Below are 22,634 nucleotides of genomic sequence, written 5' to 3' on the forward strand. Positions count from 1 at the left end.
ATTCTTTGAACCATATGATCAAAGTTAAGATTTTTAGAAGCTAAAGCAAGATGCACTAAAGTGCATAGTTTTAACTACTTTTGAGACCAATAAAACTATATATTGTTTATAATTAAGAATATACATTAAACAAAGCTTTTTACTAGATCCCAACCAAAATGCATACTTATTGATACGATTGAAAGTAATCATCAATATTAGTTCATTGTTAAAATCATCAAGTATCAATCCCCAAATTCAAAGGCTAAATTTAATAAAATCTCAAGCGAATATTTAAAAAGGTAAATAAATCTTAAAAAAAATATAATAGCTAATAACAAAGATAAGATACATAAACATAAACCACTATATAACAACACATTTCATTCACATCCTTATTTTCAAACATTAAGTTATTATAATACAAAAATCCACATGCATTGCTATAGTTGCATGCATGTGGATATCAATTAATGATCTAAAAGGGGATTTATTTTACAATAACTTTAGTTGAATTTACAATGTAAAAACCTTTATGTAATGGAATAAAAGTTTCTCCGGCTTTAATTGGGGCTTTATAAACCAAAGCTCCGGTAATAGAGTAAACATCAATATCTCCATCCTCTTCAGTGATAACTCTTATACCTCCATCTGTAGCAATAACAGTAAGTGGAAGTGTATATTTTTTAGAATTGAAACCAGTAGGAACATAGTTTGTAAAATCATAAGTTTCAACACTGGAAACGTTTCCGCTATAATCATATGCAGTAATATCAACTGAAGCTGCGAAAGAAGAAACTTCAAATTCTGGTAATAGAGAAACAATCAATCCATCCTCCTCACTTTCTGCTAAATAAAACACATCATCAGCATCTGTTGCAGTAACAGTAACTATAGTTTTTTCTCCTGATATGGTATGAGAAACATTTGTAATTACAGGAGCTGTTACATCTGATCCATCAGCACTATTGGCAACACCTACAGTATATTCAACTGTTTGTGTAGCGCAAGCTCCATCTACGCCTTGAATTAAACATAGGTTGTATATCTCTGTGATATTTTCATCAGGATACATTAAATTACCAATAGCAAAATTCATTGCATTGCCTTCCCATTCATCACCCTTTTTATTCCATCTTGTAGATTGTCCTTCATTTCCATTTGATAACCAATGTTGTGTAATACTTCCTTCTCCTGCGTTATTTCTTAGCTGACAACCATATGCATTACTATCAAAACTACCATTATCTAAATCTGTTTTAGCGTATACAATACCATTAACATCAACAATTCTGGTTGTTAAGGTATAACCAGTTACTGGTGATGATCCATTGGCATATTCTCCTTCTGCATTATAAACCTGAGCATTATCTATTTTCATTGAACCAATAGTTGTTCCAAAACTATAGGTTGCTTCAGCACTCTTATTACCAGAAAAATCAACAGCATAAGCCGTTAAAGAAGAAACTCCGGCTAATGAACTCAAGCTATAACGATTCTCGAATGTAACTCTGATTTCACCAGTATTATCTACAAAATAGAAAAAGCAATTACTTTCATCACAATCAAATACTAAATCACTTCCATCCACATACACCTCATACAGAGTTGGTGCTTCAGTATCCATAGGATCTTCTGGTTGAACCTGCCCTATTGCATAATCAAATGGAACAGTAAAATACATATCCCAAGGCCAGTCTCCTGGTAAAACATGCATCAAAAACAGACTAACCATACCATCCGAATTCTGATCATCGTATGCAAATCCATCGTTGGTCCAACGATTTGTTACATAACTGTCCATATGATCCAGCCAATATTGTCCAACTGAAGCATCTTCCTTTACTTCTCTTATCTGAGAACCAAAAGTTTCAGATAAAGTTGCCATTGAAGTTGTGGTCTTGGCATAAATTTTTCCATCAATATCAATAATTCTATAAGTAACCGTTTCTCCTGAAGCTCCATTAGCTGGATCTCCACCGGTTTCCTCCGCTCCGGAATAAAGGTCTACATTACTTTGTACCATAATACCAATGGTTTGAGCATTTATATTTAGACTAAGCAATACAATTGCCAATAGGGTAAAGATTATTTTTTTCATAATAATTAAAATTTAGTTTAACAATATATTATTTGATAATAAGTTTTTATTTGATCGTTATAAACAAGCACATTCAGCCAATATAAGTCTCTATTTACCTATACATTAAACCTTATAAATAACAGCTTATGCACTAAGCTTTATAAAAGATAGTTTCACAAAAATTCAGTTTAAATCACCTTTTCTGTATAAACCTGTCCATTACACTGAACTTTTAATATCAGAAATTGAGCTCCTTTTGATTGGTTGAATCTTACAACATTCCCTTCCTGATAATGAAGAAGTTTTCCACCAAGTGAATAGAAGTCTACTTTCATCGTATTACTGCTATTCAAAATGATTTCATCATTTGAACGAGATAATGTATAAGGCTTCTCTTCCGCACTATCAAGAGGATGAACACTAGTGTTAACAGTGGATTTTATTACGATATGATCGAGATTGACACCGCCCGTTCTGGCTTTAATTCGAAGGGTTGATTGTCCAGCCTGCAATGTGATTGTATTGGATACCGTAGTCCAGTTTTCCCATCCTCCTGTATTTGGTACTTCTATCAATGTAGTTGCTCCATCTTCTGCTGTTACTCTAAACGATGCTGCCTGAGTTGCTGCTACTTTAATTTCTATTTCATACTCACCATTATGCGGTACATCAATATTATAATCCATCCAGTCATCTCCATCAATATAACCTACATATACATCAGAAACATCAGTTGACAAATTACAAACAGAGATACCATTCATATTCAGATACTGTTCTGCAGGAATATCAGTATTTACCTGATGATAAAAGCTTGCATCATAAGATGACATTTTAGTATAAACGTATCCTAATGCTGTTAGCTGACCATAGGTTTGATCCAACAATGAAATGGATGGATAACCATCAGCTCTACCTAAGAACCATGCATAACGAAAAATATTTGGATTATTTTCAAGGTAATGAACTGCTTTAACAGCATAATCTCTTTGCTGATCAGCTGTTTCATCTGTTCCATTATCCATATTAAACTCTGTAAGCCAAATTTTCTTTCCGTATTTATAGAGCCTTTGAATGTGCTCATCCAATTGACTTTCGTTACTCATATAGTAATGAATACCAATATAATCCACTTTAGCTTCGGGATACAAGGCAAAGAAATCATCGTAGAAATCAACAGGATCATAATAAGTTACCCCATTTTCTGACACTGCATCTCCTGAATAATTCAATGCTGGCCCAACAAGTTCCAAATCAAAATCTTCAGCTATTTGCTCTAATGTTGGCCATAAATCAGCCACCTGTGAAGGCGTTAAATTAGACTGCGATAAAAAATTAGGTTCGTTAAATCCCAATAAATATTTTACATTGGGATGCGTGGTTAAAAAGTTACGCAGCGTTGTTTCATCAAAATTACCCCCCCATGTCATTGGAGCATAATCTAATCCATAACTTTCATAAGATCCACTAATTACACCTGCTGGTTGAACACCCCAATTATAAAACCAGGAAATACCGGTTGCTAATGCCCTTGCATCGCGGCTATTGCTTAAGTTATAGCCAACTCCTCGCTTGGGACTAACTGTTTGTCCATTGAGAGATAAACTCAACAGACAAACTGCTATTAAAAATATTATGTGATACTTCATGCTACCAATCCTTGTTTTGAACTAGTTGAGGATTATTGTTGATATAAGTCAACCTGATAGGCCATAAGTATTCTTTCTCCAGAAATACTTTTTTACCAGTATAGGCATCTGTTCTTTGGTAAAAATCGTCATCTGTTCTACCATAAACATTCATCCCAGTTGGAGTTTGACTAAATACCTCATCTGCAATCATCCAACGACGTAAATCATTGTATCTGATATCACGTTCGAATGCAAATTCTATTCGTCTTTCTTTGCGAATGTATTCTCTCATGGCATCCTGGTTACCGATAATTTCAGGATAAGTATCTTCAATAGAAGGAATTCCTGCACGCTCGTGGATTAAATTAATGTAATTAACAATCTCGGTATTAGTTGGATCTGATTCATTTAAAGCTTCTGCATAACCTAAATACATTTCTGCTAAACGAATCATGATACCCTGGTAATATGGTACATATCCATTTCTTGGTTGTGCATCATCATGTGTCATTTTAGAGATTAGATATCCACAAACCGGCATATCTAAACTTGGTAAACCATCTGCACCATTATATTTATAATTAACTCTGGTTCTTGTAAAAGGATAGTATCTTCCATTAAACATGATACTTGCATAAAATCGAGGCTCTCTGTTCACGTACATATTAAAGGTTCCTCGTGCAGCAACCAAACCAGGAGTAGCACTACTGTTTCCTCTGTTATACTCCGTTTCGGGACGGATATCATTGACAACAGATTTGCCAATTTCGGTATAAACCGAATTAGGATCATCAATTGCCAAACCATTTTTATCATAGAACTCATCAACAATCTCCTGTGTTGCACCGCAAAATCCATAACCACCACTACTTCGAGGTGCTGTTGCCATCATCCAGTCTGATATTGTTGCGGAAGGACGTGCCCAAACCACTTCAGGATTAGATTCAGATGAAGCAGTAAACACATGCATTAACGAAAGCAATGGATCTATTTCTCCCTGGCTATTATATTCTTTATATAAATCGTAAGTACTACCGGTTTCATCAAAGAATAGCTTAAATGCATCTGCCGCTTTTTGCCATTTTGTAGCATCATATTGCTGAGGAAATAATTTTGTTCCATCAGTATTCTCTACATCTTTATAATAATCAGAACCATTAAATATTGGACTGGCAGCAAATAATAACATATCTGCACGGATTGCTAAACAAGCCCCTTTTGTAGGTTTACCGTAGTTCGTTGCTTCCTCATCACGCACTAAAGGCAACTCTTGAGCAATTTCCAATAACTCAACATCTAAATAATCCACTATTTCTTCCAATGGAGTTCTTTCTGTCATTAAATCCTGTATAGAAGCATCTGTTTCAACCAGATCCTTAATCAAAGGAAAAGGACCATACATTTTCAGCATTTTAGTGTAATAGTACGCTTTAAGAAAACGAGCCTGCAGTTTCATATCCTGCAAACTATCAGCGGATAAGCCTTGTATAGGAAGTTCTTTGGCTTGTTGAATAAACAAGTTTGCAGAACGTACCGCTTTATAGGTATCGCCCCATACATCTGTTCCATAATTAGAATTGGAAGTCCAGTTACCTTGTTGAGCCTTTACTGCCCAACCACCCCATTCGGCCTGAGCTAATGGAATTTGTACATCATCAGATAAGGCTCCGTTACCATCATTATAAAACAATCCCCACATTGGGTCGCGCACATAACTATAAACCCCCATCAACCATTGTTCTGTCTGGTTTTTATTTTCAAAAACCATATCCATAGTCAATATATTATCCGGCTCATTATCGAGGTAGTCTTCACAAGAAGACATCGTAAGAGTTAAAATAATTACTCCTAATAAATATATAATCTTATTCATTTCTTCTTAATTTTTAAAATGTTAGTTCAACTCCAATAGTGTTGGTTTTTGATGTTGGATATGAAAATCCATTGCTTGATCCCAACTCAGGATCCCATAAATCAAAAGCAGCAAATGTTAACAGGTTAGTTCCGCGATAATAAATGCGGGCATTTGATATGAATGCTTTATCTCTCCATTTTTTTGGAATTGTATATCCAATTTCAAGATTTTTCAACCTTAAATATTTAGAGTCTTTTAACCACCAGGTAGACGCCTGACTATTATTAGAACTTTCTGTTGCAGCAAGCCTTGGCCAAAATACATCCTGACTTTCAGATTCCGGTGTCCATCTGTCATCTACATTATCATAGATATTACCAACACCACCTCCTCCACTACCAGGTATCAGGTATGAACCTGTTAGCATGTTAGTCATATTACCAGCACCCTGGAAGAAAAATCCAAAATCAACTGATTTATATCTTATTGAAGCTCCAAATCCATAAATTATTTCAGGTACCCATGGCTTACCTATAGCTGTTTTATCATTATCATCAATAGTACCATCATTATTTAAATCCTGGTATTTTATATCTCCAGGACGAACAACTCCATAACCTACTTCGGGTAAAGACTCAGATAGAATATATTCATTATTTTCTTCATCGATTGATGCGAAATCATCGTTTGTATAAAGACCTGTTGCAATTAATCCGAAATGTTGATTGATAGGATGACCGGTTTGAGCTAAAGTGGTATTTTTTAAAGCTGCAGGTTCATCAAACTCTGTAATTGTATTATGTGCATAACTGAAATTTGCACGAGCTGATACAAACCAATCTTTATTAATTGCTTTATTATAATCCACACTAACTTCAAAACCTTGGTTTTCAACTTTACCAAAGTTAGCGTATGGCAATTGGGTATAACCTGCAGTTTCAGGTATGGTTTTACGTTGCATAAAAATATCACTACGCCATTCTTTAAAAAGATCAACCTGCATATTGATGTCGTTAAATAAACCCAACTCAATTCCAATGTTAGCCTTTAAAGATTCTTCCCAGGTTAAATTATCAACAGCAGCATCACCTTCCTGATATCCATTTTTATAATATTGGGCTGTATATCCTAAGTTATAACCACCTATTTCATTAACAGTGGCTATATATCCAAACCTTCTGGAGTCGGAAATCTGATCATTACCTACTAAACCTAGAGACCCTCGGATTTTCAATTTTGATATTGTATTTGAAATACCCTGCATAAATTTTTCACCAGAGGCTAACCAACCAATGGCTGCCGAAGGAAAGAATCCATAACGCTGCCCCTTCTTAAAGTTTTCTGAACCATTATAACCAAAGTTAAACTCAGCAAAATACCGGCTTGCATAATCATAACCAATACGTCCTGCTAATCCTTGATTTCGATATGGAATTGCCATAATAGCATTACCTGCTTCTGAGTTTACATACTCACGGCGATTAAATAATAAAAGGGCATCAATAGTGTGTTTATCATTTATTAATCTATGGAAATTAGCCTGAGCTTCTAAATACTGGTTGTTATTACCGCCTGAAGCTCTTCCATATCCAAGAAATTCGCTTCCTTCAGAAATAAGAGAAGTAATCAGGTTTCCATTTTCATCTCTGGATGATGCCCAATAATAAGAAGGGCTTTTTGATCGGGTTAGACTGTTCCAGTTGTAGTTATCAAAAGAATAAGTGAATTTCACATTTAATCCTTCAAGACCTGACCAGATAGCACCCATATCCTGATTCACAGATAGCAATGACTGTACGGTATAGCTTTGTGTTTTAGCATACCCGGTTTGAGTAACCAAAGCATATGGGTTTCTACGATCGCCATATCTTGGAATCTGTCCGTTTGAATATACTGTTGGATGAAGAATTGGAGTTGATTTAAAAATGGCATCCATAATATCATTCGTTGAAGTTGCCGGAGAATTTTTCTCATTCTTATATCCACCAATACTAACGGTCATTAGAGTAGACGGCGTTAAGTTTACATCAACGTTAGATCTAACGTTAACTCTATTCAATGAAATAGCTGAATTGTAACCTACATTTGGTGCGGTTGCATAAATACCTTCTTCATCAAAATATCCTAAAATTAAACTATAACGTAAACGCTCTGTACCTCCATTAATATCAACAGAATACTGTGACTGAGGCACATTACTGGTGGTTAGTTCATTTAACCAATCCACATCAGGGTATAAATCCGGATCACTACCATTTCTGGTAATATCAATATCTTCCTGAGTATAAGTAGGTGCTAATCCGGAAAGAGTCATCGCATCATTCATTACTTCCATATATTTTGCCCCATTCACAAATTCGGGAAGTTGTGTAGGATTAGAAATACCGTGATTTGCTTTAAATGTTATCACCGGACGTCCGATTTTTCCTTTTTTGGTTTTAATTAAGATTACACCGTTCGCACCTCTCACCCCATATACTGCAGTAGCTGATGCATCCTTTAATATTGAAAAAGATTCCACTTCTTCACTGTTAATATCAGCCAGGTTACGCTCAATTCCATCAACTAAAACCAAAGGTGTTGCATTTGTTCCAAAGGTATTGATACCTCGAATCCAGAAGTCAGCGGCATCGCTACCCGGCTCCCCGGATTTTTGAACTGCAATAACACCGGTAATCTGACCTGCCAAACCATTTGTCATTGATCGGGTAGTGTTTTGAGTAAGTATTTTAGGCTTCATGGTGGCAATAGCACCAATAACACTTTCTCTTTTCTGACTACCATATCCAACAACAACAACCTCGTCCATATTCATCTTATCTTCTTCAAGCTTAATGTTGATGATTCTATTTTGAGGAATATCAACTTCAACTGCTTTATAACCAACATAGCTGAACTTAATTTTAGCATTAGAACTTTCAATGTTATAGAGGGTAAAATTACCATTAACATCAGTTATGGTTCCATTGTTTGTTCCAACAACCTGGATGGTAACTCCTATGAGGGTTTCATCGTTCCCTGCATCTAAAACCTGCCCGGAAATCTTAATATTTTCCTGACCATATACCGGAATAAAAATTCCAGCTCCTAATAACATAAACATGATCAATCGCCATGTTATATGACTTAAGAACAAATAATGACTGTTGATTTTTCTTTTCATGAGTTTATAATTTATTTAGATTGTCACATGTAACTCGCCCAATAACAAACCATAAGGCTCGTTTCACATTATCAATTGTTTACTGATTTATCCTTTTTAAGAAATAGCTAATCGTATCTTCTTAATTAATTCTGTAATTGATTTCTATTTTATTGAAGGATCATTTTTTCCTGATCAGTAAATCCTTCAGATTTTATATTGAGTATGTAATATCCTTTTGATAGACTTAATGCTGCACTTGAGTTTCCTTCGAGCGTAAGTTTATACACAAGCTGGCCCATATAATTATAGATACTTACCTCTTTAGAAGTAGACTCTAGATTTTTAATCATCCTGTCAAAAACAATAATTCCTTTTGGCTTATTTACTGAAGGAACTGCATTTACAACTTCTTCTGTCCATACAAATCGCTCCCAACCACTTAATGCAGTCCTGTCACAAACCAGACTGGCACCATTACCTCCCTGACCACATACAAAGCCAGAATGAGCAAACAATCCAAACTGATGATTTCCTAAATCAATCCATGTAAATCTCTCCCAGCCATCATAGCCATCTCTTGAACAGGTCATTGGTGCACTACCGCCTTCTGTGGATAAGTACTTATTATTAGAACCAATGATTACAACCTGGTTATTTTCAACTTTTTTAATGGTAAAAGAATTTGCCGATTGTATATCGTATGATGAGAAACCTAATTGTTCGTTATCCAATAATTCTAAATATTGATCATCATATTGCTGTATATAAATTTGTTTTCCTACAGGTAATTCTGGTTCTGTTGAAATGGCATTAGAAACTAAATTAATGAGAGTACTGTTTTCCATAAAATACTCTGATCCAAATTGATCCCACTTAGATTTTATGGTTGCTATGTCATCATATATTAAATCCGGATCTTGATTAAAATTGTCGGTATAAAAAGCAAAGTTATCCCTGCTGTCAATACTCTCTCTACATTTATACGACCAGTTTGTCCATGATATATTGGCAGAATTTAATCCTCGTAAAAACTTCTCCCATACATCCGTATGTTCCCAAAATGAAAACTCACCTGCAATAACAGGAACATTCCAATTGTATTGATACCACAGCATATTTGAAATGGCAGCCTCAGCGAAACCATCTTGTGAAGAATAATTATGATAGTCTGTATTATAATAATGCGCCTGATACATAACATTGGTCCATCCATGATTTGCAGGAGACGTTACATAATCAAAATTTGGAAATGCCTGAACACAAATGGTATGATCCGTATCTTTGGCACGAATTGCATCATACAAAACATCATAAAACTGATCTACTGTCATTTCAGCAGAATTGCTCCACGACTCGTTTAAAATATCGTAACATGCAATTGCTGGGTTTCCGGCATAATGCGTAGCGACTTCTTCCCATATCTTTGCGGTGAGATCCTGGTAATATGTATTTGACCAAAGATCGTTTGACACAGCCATTCCACTGGTAAAATAACCATCATTACCTCCAGGTGAACAGTGAAGATCAAGTATTATATAAATACCTCGTTGAGTACATTTTTCAACGAGCCAATCCAAATGACGAAAAGCATTAGATTTAATGGTTCCATCTTCTCTCATGATTTCCATCCAAAAGAAAGGAACACGGACCACGTTCATTCCCATCCCTTTAATTTGATCCAGATCACTTTCTGTGATCCACATTCTGCAATAATAATCAATTAGTTCATCGGCACCTTCTTCGCCAAATCTGTTTATCAGTGCTCGTCTAACATGAATATCATCGTTCATGCTTATATTTAATTCTGAAATAGACCAGTTTTCAATAACCTGTTGTGTTTGTACAATTCTTATATATCTGCAACATGCTACGTCTGTATATGCCTGTATGTCCCCGTTATTACTACTAAAACTTCCTAACAATGTCCACTGAACACCATTAGGAGACTGATAAATTTCAAATGCTCGAGGATATTCCGAAGTATTTTGAGTTGTTTTAAATTCAACACGATTAAAAATTTCAGCCTGGCCCATATCAATAGTTATCCACTGATTAGTGGTATATTGAGAACGCCCGCTATTCCATGCTGTATTTAAATCGCCATCTATTATGTTTGAGGCATTGCTCCCCACTTGAGAATATTGAGCTGTTACACTCCAATTAGTTCTATTAATAGCACCATAACCAGATGGTCCCATCCAATTTTCAAAAGAAAGCCATGCACCCAAATTGGTACCTCGAAGTAAAATAGTGTCTCCTTTTGTATTACAAAGAACCTGTCCGTTTGCAGAAAGAAAATCCTGTTCTGTTATTTGGGCAGCACCTATAAACGAGAAAAAAAGTAAAATGATCATTAACTTTACTCTCGCTGATATTATTAAAATCTCCTGTCTCATATACGTCTCTCAACTAATTTTAAACGCTTCTTTGTTTAATTGAATATGAATAACTTAAGAAAGCCTTAATCAAAATCAGGATTCAAAAATCTTCCTCTATCCAAATTGTATTACACGTTATTTATTTAGATCTTTTAACATGTGGTTACAATTATTAGTAAGTAATGACAGAAAACACACACAGTGGAAAATCAATATTTTTTTACATTCTTTAATTTTTAGTTTAGAAATAGGATATTTACCTCAACAACAAATAACCATAAATGACTGATTTAATGCTAATTTAACACTCACATACACTCACAAAAAAAATTTATCAAAAATTGTTTATTGATGACCATTGAGAATATTTACTAATCCCTTTTTTTTTAGCAAAAAAATCCCATTCTTTGCTTTTTATATTTAAAATACCATCATTTACTTTAATTAACTCTTGCTGCATTTAAGTTCAACGAGAGGTATTTATCCCCTTATAGAGACTGACACCATAGTAGTTTTAGATACCAGCATTTTGAAGTAATGATTAAGAATAAGTTTTTTTACTACAGAAAATGAAAGATAATTGGGAAGTTGATACATTAAAAGCAATTAGCAATGGTGATTCAAAAGCTTTTGAATTACTCTATCTTCATTACCAACCTAAACTACTATATTTTATAAACGGATTTATTAAAGATATGGAGGTGTCAAGAGATATGGCACATGATATATTTTTAAGTATTTGGAAGAACAGAAGTAACCTTAATCAGGTTAACTATTTTGGTTCGTATCTTTTTAAAATGGGTAAAAATGCAGTATGCAATTACTTTGACCATTCTATGGTTGATAAAAAATATACAAAAGAACAATTAACAAATCCGCTTGAAGTAGAAAACCTGGAAGAGAATTTATTTGCTAAAGAACTGCAATCATTAATTGATATAACAGTAAGCCAAATGCCTGCGCAACGAAAATTAATTTATACAATGAGTCGTGTTCAGGGGTTTAAAAATAGTGAAATTGCAGAAAAATTAGGTATCAATAAAAGAACTGTTGAAAACCACTTAACAGCGGCTTTAGCTGACTTAAGAAAAGTTATAAAAATGATTATTCTACTTTTTTTTATATAGATATAAAATATTACTGTGTGTAAAAAGCTCTTTAGCTTACTTATAGTTATAAAGGTATACAAATGGCTGAAACATTTTTTAAAAATATAATATCCCGGTTTACGAAGAAAAAATATTCTGAGGAAACGGAAATGAAGTTCAGATATTGGCTTTCGCAGAATAAAGAGAACGAGGAGGTTGAAAAAGCTATGTTTGAACTTTGGAACGAAACTCCAAATCAAATTACTGACCAAACTTTGGAAGATCTTGCTATTTTAAAATCAGAGATAGCCAACGAAGCTACACCTAAAAAGTCAGTTCGATTTTTACATAATCCAATACTTAAATATGCTGCTGTATTCCTTTTATTATTAACAACATCCATTATTACATATATTTCAACTCAGCCAAAAGAAATTGCGTTTACTGAATATACTGTGCCTAAAGGAGAAACTAAAAATATTACCCTTGCAGATGGTACTGTAGTAAGTATAAATGCAGGTTCGTCTTTAATTTATCCTAAAGAATTTGTGGCTAATACCAGATCAGTATTTTTAACCGGTGAGGCCATATTCAGAGTTGCAAAAAATCCTGATAAGCCTTTTATTGTGAATACCAATCACATTTCTGTTAGAGCATTAGGAACAGCATTTAATGTGCAGGCTTATGCCGAATTTGATAATACAACAACTACTCTTATTGAGGGAAAAGTAAGAATCAAAGACAACTACTCACCTGAGCATTATGACCTGGATCCAAATCAGCAACTTATATTTGATAACTCAAATCATAAAATTGAGTTAAAAAAGATAGATGCTGAAAAAGCAACTATGTGGGAAAAAGGATATTTGATTTTTGAGAATGTTGCTTTCTCTGAAATTATTTCAACTGTGGAACGTAAGTACAATGTGCAAATCAATTATGATGAAGCTCAATACATTGAATATGCCTGTAATGTAAAGTTTAAACCTGACGAATCGATATCTGATGTAATGTCTGTATTATGTGAGTTAACCACACATGCAGAATATGAAGTGAACAACAATCAAATTATAATACATTCGGTTGAATAAGAACAACCTTCTATAAAATACAAACAAAGCCTGCTTTGAGATGATTATCTGAAGCAGGCTTTGTGGTTTAAAACCAATGTTTTTATTTTCTGAAGGATTTCAGAATTTACAGGTAAGCTTTACCTTTTATAAAGCTTGTTTCATTATTGAAACAGAAAATCCTGTTCATCTTGTTAATCCTGTCCAAGTCCTAAAACCATTTACAAGTAAATAACCTTATGATTTTTTAAGGTATTAAAAATTATATTCAAATGCTTTTGATCAAGTCATTTATAATTGGAGTCGCTCGTTCAACATCTTTACTTTCAATATAGAGATCAATTGCAGATGGAACTCCACCAGAAAACCCTGCAGCTATACCTGATTTAAAATCACTTTTTATTAATGAAGATATTCCCTGATTTTCTAATTCTCCTTTAATCATAGCTACAGTTACTTCACTACCTGTAAAAACTTTTATCGTATCATTCATTTGAGTCATGTCAAGATTTTTTGATTTGTTAATAAAGATATTCTTTTTATCAACAATGCGTATATATATTAATCAGATGTATGATTTTTTTCATAGGCTAGTTATAGTTTTATAGGTACTATTTATTATCATACTCCTAACCTCCTGATATTATGTACTCAAAAAACAATTATCCTTAAAAGGATATAAACATATCTCTGGTATAAACACGTATTATTTCCTTGCCAATTAGATTACTTTTCTCGAACTAAAAACAATCCTTTCATTTGATAAAAATAAAAAAAATCAGACAACAACACTTAAAAAAGTACGTCATCTGATTTCTCATTACTAATAGTTAATTCTTATTTTAATTTGTAGTGGAAATTCTGAGTTTTTACATCTTCTGAATTAGGTCCTATTGATATTTGGAATTCTCCAGGTTCAACTAAATATTCTAGTTTATCATTAAAGAATTTTAAATCTTTATCAGAAATCTGAAATTCAATTGTTGTTTCTTCTCCTGGTTTTAAATACACTTTTTTAAAGGCTTTTAGCTCCTTTAATGGACGGGTAACACTTGCAACCAAATCTCTTATATACAATTGAGGAGTTTCTTCTCCTTCGTATTCTCCAATATTTTTTATGGTTATTGAGGCTGTAATTGTATCCCCCTGATGCATCACATTATCATGTATTGTTAAATCTCCATATTCAAATGAAGTATAGCTTAAACCATAGCCGAAAGGATAAAGTGGTTTGTTTGAAACATCGATAAACTGAGATGTATATTTTATTCCCGAAATCAGTGGGCGACCGGTATTTTTCATGTTATAATAAACCGGAATTTGCCCCACTTTACGAGGAAATGACATGGTTAACCTGCCAGAAGGATTATAATCGCCCCATAAAACATTTGAGACTGCAGGTGCAGTTTGCGTTCCTCCTGACCAACATTGCAGTATGGCAGCACAGTTTTCGGCCTCCCACTCCAAAGTTAAAGGCCGGCCGCCTACCAATACCAAAACAACCGGTTTACCCGTTTTGACTAATGCTCTTAATAACTGTTTTTGTGTGCGCTGTAAAGAAATATCAGCCATACTGGAAGCTTCGCCCGACATAGCAGCAGACTCTCCTAAGACAGCCACTACTACATCTGACATTTGCGCAGTTTGAACTGCTTCTTTCAACATTACTTCATCAACTTTGTTTCCTGGATTATAATTAATCAGCTTTCGTAATTCTTTATTATCTGTGAGTTTTGCTCCCTCGGCATAAAGAATATTACCCTTTTTTTGAGCCGCTTCTTTTATGGATTGTACTTTATCCATTTCTCCACTTAAAACCCATGTTCCTAATAAATCCTTTTTAGAATCAGCCAGAGGACCGATAACGGCCACTCTCTGGTCTGATTTTAAAGGAAGTGTATTATTATTTTTTAATAGGACGCATGATTTTTGAGCTGCCATCAGTGATAGCTCCATAAACTCAGTTTCTTTAAGCTTATTTACACTATCCTTTTTCAATCGAATAAATGGATCGTTAAATAACCCTAGTTTATATTTTGCTTCGAGCACTCTTTTACAAGCCTGATCAATTACACTTAATGATACAGCCCCTTCGTCTAAGGATGGTTTTAATGTATTAACAAAGCCCTCACTCACCATATCCATGTCAATACCGGCATCAATAGCCAGAGCCGAAGATGTTTTTAAATCACCAATACCATGATTGCCCATTTCGCTAATTGCTGTATAATCAGTGACAATAAATCCATTGAATCCCCAGTTTTTTCGAAGCACATCATCAATCAACCACTTATTAGAAGTTGCAGGAATACCATTAATGTCATTAAAAGAAGTCATCACAGAACCAACTCCGGCATCAACAGCTGCCTGATATGGAGGAAGATAATCCTGAAACATTCTGATTTTACTCATATCCACAGTATTATAATCTCGTCCTGCTTCAGCGGCACCATATAACGCATAATGCTTAACACAAGCCATCACAGATTCATCTGTTGCCATATTGGTACCCTGATATCCTTTTACCATTGCCTCTGCAATAAGAGATCCCAGATAGGTATCCTCTCCGGCACCCTCTGCAACTCTACCCCAGCGTGGATCACGAGATATATCAACCATAGGCGAAAATACCCAGTCAATACCATCTGCACTTGCTTCATAAGCGGCTGCCTTAGCTGTAAGTTCTATTAAATCCAAATCCCATGAGCACGATAAAGCCAACGGAATAGGAAAAATGATATGGTGTCCGTGTATCACATCCTGTCCAAACATAAGCGGAATACCTAATCTGGATTGTCTTATAGCTAACTCCTGAATTTTTCGTCGCTCTTGCAGGGATTCAATATTAAACAAACCACCTACTAATCCATTAGCTACTTTCTGGCTAACACCTGTATTTGCAGCTGCACCGGTAGTTAAACTACCATCCCAGGCTAATAAATTCAACTGCCCTAATTTTTCATCGAGTGTCATTTTCGACATCAAAGAGTCGATATAACTGAGCATTTCTTGAGCCACTTTACCCGCTTGATTCTGTGTTCTGTTACACATCGGCAAAAGCAAAATGATTGCTATAACTATAAAAATATTTATTAACCGTTTCAATTTGTATCCGAATTAAATTGTATTACCAAACAGCCTTTCTGTTATTTATATTTACAGATTGACCTTTTCCATTAATTACACTTCTAACTTCACTACTTTCATTTCCACCAAGCCAAATCGTTGTTATATGATTAAGTTTCTTTTCGATATGAGAAGGCGTCTCAACAGCCTGATCAACAATTACAGGACTCTTAAAAAACACATTATAGATTCCCATGCCCCAGACTTCATGATTATTTACATTTTCAGCAACTTTATAAGATGCGTAACCATTCGTTCCATCATGTTGCCATTCCTCTGGTGAAGGCACAAAATAGGGCATCTCACTTTGATAGAAAAAAACCTTTCCATTTTCTCCATTCCACACAGTATGGTATTCCTGAAAATGCTCATTAAACAAACCATAAGCTGTTACATCATCTCCATTTACGATAAGTCCGCTTGCTGCTTTATTTAAATCCCAACCGGCCCCATTTCCATGATCTGCTCTCCATAACCAAATATGATCGATTACAACATTGTTACTGTTTATGGTTAAACAATTGTGAGTAGTTCCCTGTATATATCCGCCAACACGTACAAAGAGATCAAAAATATAGGAAGGATTATTATTGTGGTTATGATTACTTTCCGGAGTTCCAAATTGAATCAGGGTTTCTGACTTCTGTAAACCTGCATCAACCAATAGTCCGGAAAGTGTTGTTCCATCAATATCAGCAATTTCCATAACAGCATTCCCATTTTCAGGAATTAAGGTTGGAAGTCCAATACCAATTAGCATTGTTTCTGGATTTGTAACCTGTAAACTTTCGTTCAGTTTATAAATTCCTGGAGTAAACAATACATGCTTGCCCTTTTGTAAAGCGGCATTTAAAGATTTTGAGTTATCTAAATTTGAATGTGCAATATAAAAATCTACAATATTTACTTCTGTATAATCCTTATCTTCTGAATTTAGCCAGCTTATCCCATGCATTCTCTTACGCTGAAGAGGCTTTTTAACAACCAACTCATTTTTCTTGTTAAGCGCTAAAAAAGGTTTTTCCCTAATTAAGAGTGTATCTTCAAGAGAAAGGTAAGGTCGTTCTGGCCATTGATGTTCAGGCGCACCCAATACATCTAATGAAACAATATTCCATAAACCTCCGGAACAACTATTCCATAGACAATTCCTGGAAAACCATTGTTGCTGCGGACCAAAATCTACTTTACCATCAACTTTTGAATCAGATAAATAACCTCCACTGGCAGCACCATGATCATGCAAACGTAAATTACCTTTGATATGAACACGCCTCATTGGGGCAGCTTGCGAAACCGCCCAAACATTTGTTGAATCTTTAGTTGGAACAATAGTTAAATTTTCAACTGAACGCCAAAAATTGATTAAAACACTTCCATTATAAGTTGGAGGAGCAAATGCTTCCACTCCTCCATTTATAATTACTTCGTTGGGTGTTTGCCCCAAACCTGCCACTGATGTATAATACCCAACCTTAATATTCAGATTGTATTCGCCAGGCATAAACAAAAGCGCAAATCGGTTTTCATTAAATTCACTGTGTTTATCGCTTTGCAATACATAAACAGAATCTGCAATATGTTGTATATGCTCCATCTTCATATCGGGAGAAAAAACATAAACATTTTTCCCAAAATCAATTTCAGATAAAACACTTTTGTTTTGAGTATTACAACCTCCTGTTAGAATCAATAACAACAGAAAATATAAATAGATACTATGTTTGGTAAATGAATTCTTATTTATCAAAATCATACAATCTGTATCTTATTTATTTTTGAAATATTTCAGGGTATTTTCTGATAAAATATACAGGAGTACAACTCCATGCATGACAATAACTGTTGATTGGAAAAAATCCATATGGAGATATTAAATCATTGGTAGGATCATATACTTCCCAAAATGTATCAGCTCCCTTATCAACCATTCCTCCCCAAAAATCTGTTAACACAGTTTTAGCCTCATCATACATATTTGATTTTACGAGAGCCTGTATAAAATAGTGATACATATAAGGACCTCCAGGTTGGAGCGCTTCCTGATGTTTCATAACATTAGCTAATGCTTTTTGACTGGCTTTTTCAGAAAGAACATCTCCCATAATCATCCATGCCTGAGATGCATAAGAAATCTGATGATCATCGCCACATTCAAACAATCCGGTTTTAAAGTTGTACATATTTTTTAATGCTGCTCGTTTCATCTTTTTAATTAAAGAAGGTACTTCACTGATTTCGTTCTCAACATTTAAAAGTTTAGCCAACTCATAGGTTTCATTTAACGCAAAAATCATTAATCCCTGTATTCCTGCAGCTTTATTTAAACCATCTTTCCAATCGAAAAATAACCACCATTCTCCATTAGCCCTTTCATAATCTACCAAACCATTATCAGAAACATATTGATTAATAATAGCCAATTGTCGTTTTGCTACTGGCCATAACTCCTTTGCCGTTTCCATATCGTTGGTAGCTGCTAAATACTCTTTTAATGTGGCATTATAAAGTAATGAATAATCCATTAATCGCTGACCAGCCTGAGCATGAGGCTCTGGCGCTTCAAAAACAGTTCCTAATACATATCCCTCATCATCACTTAAACCAGCTAACATATACAAACATCTTTTGGTTAATTCATGATTTTCAAATGAATATACATTGGCCAATGACTCCAGATACATATCTCCTACCCATAAACGCCGATCGCGTTTTGGTCCGTCTTCATAAACTGTTTGCATACATTCTTTCAATGTATTTAAACCAATCTTATCAATATTTTTAATCATTTCCGGTGTAGAAGCCGGCAATTCTTTTGGTGTATTTTTTGCCGAAGTAACTGCTTTAAACTTTAGATTATTGATTTTAAAATCGAAATAAGGAGAACTACCAATCAAATCAATTTTTATATATCGGCACGCCATTCGTCGATCAATTTTATAAGATCCTGGAAGATACATGATATTGTATTCCTGATCCTGCAACCAGGCACGACTAATACCGCCATTAAATGGCTCATAAGGAGTTACTAGCTCTGAAGGTACCTCACCAAAAGTAAAACGAAATCGAACCGGTGAATCGGGAGATCCCCAGATAGTTGCCAGATCAAAAGAAAAATATCCGGTATAATGATCTCCTAAATCAACGATTACACTATTTAGTTTACGAATAGATTGATCGTATAAAGAATCGATTGGGGCTACAGCTTTAGCCTCCCAACCTTGAAAAGCATCTTTATTTTTTACTATTTCAACAATACTTTTAGGCTCAATAATAGTTTCTTTTAAAACAGGTTTTAATGCCTCTGCTTTTGTAACCCAGGCCTTACCATTCTTATAGTAATTCTGTGCCGTTACCGAGCTAATTGCCAATAATATTGACAAAGCTCCAGCAGCTATAGTTTTTTTCAATAGAGTGTTCATATATCAGTTTTTATTTATTATTACTTTAGCTCAACATCTTTTGTAAACCAAATATTCTCACATGAATTTCCAATCATAATCTGATAAGATCCTGGTTGAACTTCCCAATGTTTTTTCTCGGCATTATAACTGGTAAAATCATCGTGTGTTAAAACCATATTTATTTTAGATGACTCACCTTTATTAAGCGTATTTGTTTTAGCAAAATCTTTAAGTTTTACTATACCTTCCTGATTTTTAATATACAGTTGAACCACTTCTTTTCCACTAAAATTTCCGCTATTAGTTATGGTAACATCACAATCATAAACTCCATCTTCTTTTGCAGAAACAGTAATATCTTTTGCTTCAAATGAAGTATAGGAAAGTCCGAATCCGAATTCATAGGAAGGTTTAATTCCTTTAGCTAAATAGTATTTATAGCCAACATGTAACCCCTCTGTATATGTAACTTTTTTAGGATCTTTTGAAGCATCAGGAAAGTATGTTGCTGAAGGTACATCAGTATATTTTTGTGGGAATGTCATACTCAATTTTCCTGAAGGAGATACATCGCCTTTTAAAATTTGAGTAATTGCAGTTCCTGCTTCTTGCCCTGGTTGCCATGCCAATAAAATTGCATCAGCATACAATTTCCACGATGCTGTTTCTACAACTCCACCAACGTTAAGAACTACAATTAATTTTTTATTTTTTGCATGAAATACTTTTGATAGCTTTTTAAGCATATTTTGCTCTTCCTGAGTTAATGCAAAATCATCTTGTATTTTTCTATCTGCAAATTCACCTGAGGTTCTTGAAATAGTAAATAAGGCAATATCACAAGTTTGGGCATATTTACTTAAATCAGCTGCAGACCAATCCTTTTCCTTTAACATGATGTCCGGTTGGAAATAAGAAGACTTTTCTCCTACTCGTTTTTTCTCGCTTTCAACATGAGCTTCGTATAAACCTTTTAACTCTTCAGGAATATTATAACCTTGAGCTAATAATCCTTCATTTAACGAAATGGTATAAGCTCTGTTTACATTACCACTTCCGGTTCCTACAGCTATGGTTTGGAACGTTCCTATTCCAAAAGCAGCTATGCTCTTAATATCATTGGTAAAAGGAAGAGCATCATCTGAATTCTTAAGAAGCACCATACCTTCTAATGCAATCTGTTCTGCAATTTTAGCATGAGCTTTTAAGTCTGGTGTTTCGGAATAAGTATAATGATTAAAACGTGGGGTTTTTTTAATGACATTTAAAATTCGGTCCACATTTCTATCCAATAATTTTTCATCTAAAGTTCCATTCTGCACTGCTTCAGCAATTTTTTCTGCGATATAAGAACTTCCCGGCATTAACAAATCATTTCCGGCAATAACTTGTTTTATTCTATCTCTCCCGGCAAACCAGTCGGTCATTACCAATCCATCAAATCCCCACGATTTTCTTAGGATGGAATCCAACAAATCAGGATTTTCAGAACAATAAACACCATTAATTTTGTTGTATGCCGACATCACTGTCCAGGGATGAGATTTCTTGACTGCTATTTCAAAACCTTTTAAATAGGTTTCATGAAGGGTTTTGTCATCAATTTTTGCATCAATAGACATACGGTTGGTTTCATTATTATTAGCTGCAAAATGTTTAATTGAAGTACCAACACCCATTGACTGAACACCATTTACCATGGCCGCAGCCATTTCTCCAGAAATCAATGGATCTTCAGAATAGTATTCAAAATTACGACCACCCAAAGGATTACGATGGATATTTAAAGCCGGAGCTAAAAGTATATCTACTCCGTACTCCAAAGCCTCGTTTCCCATACACTCTCCAACTTTTCGCACTGTAGCCGTATCCCAGGAACAGGCTAAAAGGGTTTCGATAGGGAAAGCAGTGGCATAATAGGTTTTAGAGGTATCCGGACGTTGAGGTGCTATACGAACTCCTGCCGGACCATCAGCTAAAACAATAGCTGGTATTCCTAATCTCGGAATAGGATATGTTGTTCCTGCTGCTCCCGGAACAATTTGCTTAGTTTGCCCAACTACAGGTGGTTCTGAATTAAATAAGGTATCAGCTCCACCAAAACCTGATGGGTATCCCCGGGGAAACCCGGGGTCGTTACCCACCAGTACCTGAGCTTTTTCTTTTAATGTCATTGCTGCAATCACATCCTTGTTTGAACTTGTACCTAATTCAATTTTTTTAGGACTACAACTGGCAATAACAAATGCGCCTAATAACAAATAAATATTCCTTCGGCTTACTAACTTCATCTGTTTATATTTTTAAAATGTGCGATTAAAACTCATCTGAAAACATTCCCCACATAATGAAATTGTGCTTTCTTTTGAGTTCTTTACATCTGTTTTAATTCAACTTCATATTCTTATTCTGTGTAAACGATATGGGCTAATTAATTCCATACTGCAATACATAAATGAATCTTAAAATCCCCATTTTATTGCTTCGCCACATTTATGATTGCTTTACAAGTGCTTACGTTTATTAGTAAGTTTTAACGACTATTACACACAGTTAAAAATCATCTTTTTTGATAATGATTTTGTGTAGTTACTTTATGATTATTTTTGTGTATATCATCAACACTAATGATATGCATTAAGGTATCCAAATTTGAAATTATTAAAATTACATTTCTTTTAACGCATGGTAATTTATTGGATTGGCTAATGCGTTATAAATTATAAATTGGGAATAATTTAATTCAGGGAATATCAAAAAGACGTATCAATTGGTCTTGACTGCAATGGACCAGAATATTACAACTCGTTTTTGTTTCAATTACATTGTGGATAATGCAATCCTGGTGCTTTTGATATGCACCAGGATTACAACC

Annotated in this window: 12 protein-coding genes; 2 read left to right on the top strand and 10 right to left on the bottom strand. The window is 34.6% G+C overall.

Annotation, left to right across the window (positions count from 1 at the left end):
- Positions 1–469 precede the first annotated feature (469 nt).
- From OM075_RS17520 to OM075_RS17540, 5 genes are all read right to left on the bottom strand, one after another.
- Positions 470–2,080 carry a hypothetical protein gene (locus tag OM075_RS17520; RefSeq protein WP_301191835.1) on the bottom strand — a complete coding sequence of 537 codons (1,611 nt, stop codon included), beginning with the start codon at positions 2,078–2,080 and terminating at the stop codon, positions 470–472.
- A gap of 170 nt (positions 2,081–2,250) precedes the next feature.
- The gene (locus tag OM075_RS17525; RefSeq protein ID WP_301191836.1) at positions 2,251–3,711 is read right to left on the bottom strand and encodes a glycosyl hydrolase; all 1,461 of its coding nucleotides are present in this window, start codon (positions 3,709–3,711) and stop codon (positions 2,251–2,253) included.
- 1 nt (position 3,712) lies between these two features.
- Complete coding sequence (locus OM075_RS17530) at positions 3,713–5,566, bottom strand: RagB/SusD family nutrient uptake outer membrane protein (RefSeq protein ID WP_301191837.1); 1,854 nt, start codon at positions 5,564–5,566, stop codon at positions 3,713–3,715.
- A gap of 13 nt (positions 5,567–5,579) precedes the next feature.
- On the bottom strand, positions 5,580–8,711 hold the full coding sequence (locus OM075_RS17535; protein ID WP_301191838.1) for a SusC/RagA family TonB-linked outer membrane protein: 3,132 nt from the start codon (positions 8,709–8,711) through the stop codon (positions 5,580–5,582).
- Positions 8,712–8,860: 149 nt separating this feature from the next.
- Entirely contained in the window at positions 8,861–11,047 is a 2,187-nt protein-coding gene (locus OM075_RS17540) for a cellulase family glycosylhydrolase (RefSeq protein WP_301191839.1), read from the bottom strand.
- Between the two features lie 593 nt (positions 11,048–11,640).
- On the opposite strand from OM075_RS17540, the gene OM075_RS17545 reads away from it, so the two are divergent.
- Together OM075_RS17545 and OM075_RS17550 are read left to right on the top strand one after the other, a co-directional pair.
- The gene (locus OM075_RS17545) at positions 11,641–12,198 is read left to right on the top strand and encodes an RNA polymerase sigma-70 factor (RefSeq protein ID WP_301191840.1); all 558 of its coding nucleotides are present in this window, start codon (positions 11,641–11,643) and stop codon (positions 12,196–12,198) included.
- A 62-nt stretch (positions 12,199–12,260) separates the two neighbouring features.
- Positions 12,261–13,250, top strand: a complete 990-nt coding sequence (locus tag OM075_RS17550; RefSeq protein ID WP_301191841.1) for a FecR family protein — start codon at positions 12,261–12,263, stop codon at positions 13,248–13,250.
- Between the two features lie 247 nt (positions 13,251–13,497).
- On the opposite strand, the gene OM075_RS17555 is transcribed toward OM075_RS17550, so the two are convergent.
- The 5 genes from OM075_RS17555 to OM075_RS17575 form a co-directional block, all read right to left on the bottom strand.
- On the bottom strand, positions 13,498–13,731 hold the full coding sequence (locus tag OM075_RS17555) for a putative signal transducing protein (RefSeq protein WP_301191842.1): 234 nt from the start codon (positions 13,729–13,731) through the stop codon (positions 13,498–13,500).
- 335 nt (positions 13,732–14,066) lie between these two features.
- Complete coding sequence (gene bglX, locus OM075_RS17560) at positions 14,067–16,334, bottom strand: beta-glucosidase BglX (protein ID WP_301191843.1); 2,268 nt, start codon at positions 16,332–16,334, stop codon at positions 14,067–14,069.
- Between the two features lie 22 nt (positions 16,335–16,356).
- On the bottom strand, positions 16,357–18,111 hold the full coding sequence (locus tag OM075_RS17565) for a pectate lyase-like domain-containing protein (RefSeq protein ID WP_301191844.1): 1,755 nt from the start codon (positions 18,109–18,111) through the stop codon (positions 16,357–16,359).
- A gap of 16 nt (positions 18,112–18,127) precedes the next feature.
- On the bottom strand, positions 18,128–19,777 hold the full coding sequence (locus OM075_RS17570) for an alpha-L-rhamnosidase-related protein (protein WP_301191845.1): 1,650 nt from the start codon (positions 19,775–19,777) through the stop codon (positions 18,128–18,130).
- Positions 19,778–19,797: 20 nt separating this feature from the next.
- A complete protein-coding gene (locus tag OM075_RS17575) occupies positions 19,798–22,050 on the bottom strand; it encodes a beta-glucosidase (protein ID WP_301191846.1) in 2,253 nt (750 codons plus the stop codon).
- Positions 22,051–22,634: the final 584 nt, after the last annotated feature.

Source organism: Plebeiibacterium sediminum, from assembly GCF_026013605.1.
GTDB lineage: Bacteria > Bacteroidota > Bacteroidia > Bacteroidales > Marinilabiliaceae > Saccharicrinis > Saccharicrinis sediminus.